This is a genomic window from Nitratireductor sp. ZSWI3, assembly GCF_024655565.1.
GTDB lineage: Bacteria > Pseudomonadota > Alphaproteobacteria > Rhizobiales > Rhizobiaceae > Nitratireductor.
In genome coordinates this window covers 1-4030 of sequence record NZ_JANKOF010000177.1, presented here as the reverse complement: position 1 = coordinate 4030, position 4030 = coordinate 1, and the positions used below count along the sequence as shown (strand labels likewise).

Below are 4030 nucleotides of genomic sequence, written 5' to 3'. Positions count from 1 at the left end.
CGGCCGCCGCGGCGCCCGCCGCGGCGAAATCCGCCTGCGGCCGCTGGAAGGCGGCGAGCATCGCCTCGGCCCCGGAGGTAGAGGCGCGCATGCCGCTCGTCTCCAGCGCGTGGCGGACGGCGCCGACGATCAGTCCGCGCACGAGGCCGGGGTCGCGGAAACGGACATCGGCCTTGGCGGGATGCACGTTGACGTCGACCAGTTCCGGATCGAGCGACAGGAACAGCGCCGCCACCGCATGCCGGTCGCGCGGCAGGACGTCCATATAGGCGCCGCGGAGGGCGCCAGCGAGCAGCTTGTCGCGGACGGGTCGTCCGTTGACGTAGAAATACTGCTGCAGGGCGTTGCCGCGCGTGAAGGAGGGGATCGAGACATGCCCCGTCAGGCCGACCCCTTCGCGCTCGGCGTCGATGGCGAGCGTGTTTTCGGAGAATTCCTTGCCCATCACCTGGGCGATGCGGCGCAGTAGCCCTTCGCCGTCGGCCGCTACGGCGGGCAGATCCAGCGTGCTGCGGTCGGTGCCCGAAAGCGAGAAACGCACCCCTGGAAAGGCGAGCGCCATGCGCCTGACCACCTCGGTGATCGCCGAGGTCTCGGCGCGTTCGCTCTTCATGAACTTGAGGCGCGCCGGGGTCGCGAAGAAGAGGTCGCGCACTTCCACCGTCGTGCCCTGGTTGGCGGCGACCGGGCGGACGGCCGACACGCGCCCGCCCTCGACGCTGATCTCGGCGGCGCCGTCTGCACCCGGCGTGCGCGAGCGCAGCGACAGCCGCGCCACCGAGCCGATGGAGGGCAGCGCTTCGCCGCGGAAGCCGAGCGAGCGGATGTCGTGGATGTCCTCGGAGAGTTTCGAGGTGCAGTGGCGCGAGACGGCGAGCGGCAGTTCCTGGGGCGTGATGCCGGAACCGTTGTCGACGATGCGGATCAGACTGAGCCCGCCGCCGGCCGTCGCCACCTCGACACGGCTCGCCCCCGCGTCGAGTGCGTTCTCGACGAGTTCCTTGACGACGCTCGCCGGCCGCTCGATCACTTCGCCGGCGGCAATCTGGTTGATGACGGTGTCGGAGAGCGGGCGGATGGTCATGGCGCGATTTTAGGGGGATTCGGACGGGTTGCGAAGGGCGGCGTTCCGTTCGGCCCCTCATCAGTCCGTCCCGGCATCAGCCTCTTCCAAAAAATCATTTTAAGCTTCAAGCATTATGCCCTAGGATGCTGTATGCTTAGTGGCCTGACCCAGAGGGATCGCCCATCCATCTGGAGAAGTCAGCCGCAGATTATTGAGCGGTGCGATCCTGAGGGACGGGGATCATCCCTCAGGATCGCACCACCCGGCACCCGTCCAAGCAACAGGCTTCAGGGAAGGCATATATGAATATGGAAGCACCGAGACCCAAATCCGCGACCGCCGCTTTCGTCTGGGACGATCCGTTCCTGCTCGAGGACCAGCTCACCGACGAGGAGCGCATGATCCGCGATGCGGCCGCCGCGTTCGCCGCCGACAAGCTCGCTCCCCGCGTCGAGCATGCCTACATGAACGAGGAGACGGACCCGGCGATCTTCCGCGAGATGGGCGCGGCGGGGCTTCTCGGCGTGACGATTCCCGAGGAATATGGCGGCGTCGGCGCGGGCTACGTGTCCTACGGCCTGGTCGCCCGCGAGGTGGAGCGTGTCGATTCGGGCTACCGCTCGATGATGAGCGTTCAGTCCTCGCTGGTGATGCATCCGATCTATGCCTATGGCTCCGAAGAGCAGCGCAAAAAATATCTGCCGAAGCTCGCCTCCGGCGAGTTCATCGGCTGCTTCGGTCTGACGGAGCCGGATGCCGGTTCCGATCCCGGCGGCATGAAGACGCGCGCCGAGAAGATCGACGGCGGCTACCGCCTCATCGGCTCCAAGATGTGGATCTCCAACGCGCCGATCGCCGACGTCTTCGTCGTCTGGGCGAAATCGGCCGCCCATGACAACAAGATCCGCGGCTTCGTGCTGGAAAAGGGCATGAAGGGCCTCACCGCGCCGAAGATCGGCGGCAAGCTGTCGCTGCGCGCCTCGATCACCGGCGAGATCGTCATGGACGGCGTCGAAGTCGGCGAGGACGCCCTGCTGCCCAACGTCTCGGGCCTCAGCGGTCCGTTCGGCTGCCTCAACCGCGCCCGCTACGGCATCTCCTGGGGCGCCATGGGAGCCGCCGAGGATTGCTGGCACCGGGCACGCCAGTACGGGCTTGACCGCAAGCAGTTCAACAGGCCGCTGGCGCAAACGCAGCTCTTCCAGAAGAAGCTTGCCGACATGCAGACCGAAATCGCGCTCGGCCTGCAGGGCTCGTTGCGCGTCGGCCGCCTGTTCGACGAGGGCAAGATGGCCCCGGAGATGATTTCCATCGTCAAGCGCAACAATTGCGGCAAGGCACTCGACATCGCGCGGCAGGCCCGCGACATGCATGGCGGCAACGGCATTCAGATCGAATACCACGTCATGCGCCACGCGCAGAACCTCGAGACCGTCAACACCTACGAGGGCACGCACGACGTCCATGCGCTGATCCTCGGCCGCGCGCAGACGGGACTGCAGGCGTTTTTCTGATACGCTGTCGCCTTGCTGCGGTTGCAAGGTTCTTCAGGAAAGGCAGGCGCCCGGCGTCTGCCTTTTGCTATTGCGAGAAGCGCCGTTCCGGTGCGCAAGTTTCTTGAAACTGGGCTGTGATGATGAAACAAAGGGCGCGTCGTTTCTTCTCGCCAAGGAGCCTCGCATGACCGCCGGTTTTCTCTCCCACCTTCGCAATGAACTGGACGGTCTCAAGGCGGCGGGGCTGTACAAGAGCGAGCGCGTCATAACCTCCATGCAGTCCGCCGAGATCGAGAGCGATGGACGGAAGGTTCTGAATTTCTGCGCCAACAATTATCTCGGGCTGGCCAACAATCCCGAATTGCGCGAGGCGGCGAAGAGCGCCCTCGACCGCTATGGATATGGCATGGCCTCGGTGCGCTTCATCTGCGGCACGCAGGAAGAGCACAAGCAACTGGAGGCGAAGATCTCCAGCTTCCTCGGCTTCGAGGACACGATCCTCTATTCCTCCTGTTTCGATGCCAATGCGGGCCTGTTCGAGACGCTCATGGGCCCCGACGACGCCATCATCTCCGATGCGCTGAACCATGCCTCGATCATCGACGGCGTGCGGCTTTCCAAGGCCGGACGCCACCGCTATGCCAACAACGACATGGCCGGGCTGGAGGAATGCCTGAAGAAGACGCAGGACGCACGCTTCCGGCTGATCGCCACGGACGGTGTGTTCTCCATGGACGGCATCATCGCCAACCTTCCGGCGATCTGCGACCTGGCGGAGAAATACGATGCGATGGTGATGGTCGACGACAGCCACGCCGTCGGCTTCGTCGGTGAGCATGGGCGCGGCACGCCGGAGCATTGCGGTGTGGAAGGGCGGGTGGACATCGTCACCGGCACGCTCGGCAAGGCGCTGGGCGGAGCCTCCGGCGGCTACACCAGCGCCCGCGCCGAAGTGGTGGACTGGCTGCGCCAACGCTCCAGGCCGTATCTCTTTTCGAACACGCTGGCACCGGTGATCGCCGCCGCCTCGCTGACGGTTTTCGACATGGTGGCCGGCGGCGATGCGCTGCGGCGCCGGCTGTTTGACAACGCCGCGCGCTTTCGCCGGGGCATGACCGCGCTGGGATTCGAGCTCGCCGGCGCCGATCATCCGATCATCCCCGTCATGCTCGGCGATGCCGCCCTTGCCGGGCGGATGGCGGCCCGCCTTCTGGAAGAGGGGATCTATGTGATCGGATTCTCGTTTCCCGTCGTGCCGAAGGGAGCGGCGCGCATCCGCACGCAGATGTCGGCCGCCCATTCGCCCGCCGACATCGATCGCGCCGTGGAAGCCTTCGGCAGGGTGGGGCGGGAGCTGGGGGTGGTTTCGTGAGCAAGGAAGCGTTGTCGCTGGCCCCTCATCCGCCTGCCGGCACCTTCTCCCCGCAAGCGGGGAGAAGGAAGATGGCCGCAACGTGGATGCCTCCCT

3 protein-coding genes are annotated in these 4030 nt (G+C 65.7%); 2 read left to right on the top strand and 1 reads right to left on the bottom strand.

The features are described 5' to 3' along the window. Positions 1-1084, bottom strand: a 1084-nt coding sequence (gene mutL, locus NUU27_RS25100; protein WP_257765019.1) for a DNA mismatch repair endonuclease MutL, incomplete at its 3' end; no start/stop codon positions are given. Between the two features lie 290 nt (positions 1085-1374). On the opposite strand from mutL, the gene NUU27_RS25095 reads away from it, so the two are divergent. Both NUU27_RS25095 and NUU27_RS25090 read left to right on the top strand, forming a co-directional pair. Then, positions 1375-2580 carry an acyl-CoA dehydrogenase gene (locus tag NUU27_RS25095; protein ID WP_257765020.1) on the top strand — a complete coding sequence of 402 codons (1206 nt, stop codon included), beginning with the start codon at positions 1375-1377 and terminating at the stop codon, positions 2578-2580. Positions 2581-2746: 166 nt separating this feature from the next. Continuing rightward, positions 2747-3934, top strand: coding sequence for a glycine C-acetyltransferase (locus NUU27_RS25090; RefSeq protein WP_257765018.1), 1188 nt, complete (start codon positions 2747-2749; stop codon positions 3932-3934). Positions 3935-4030: the final 96 nt, after the last annotated feature.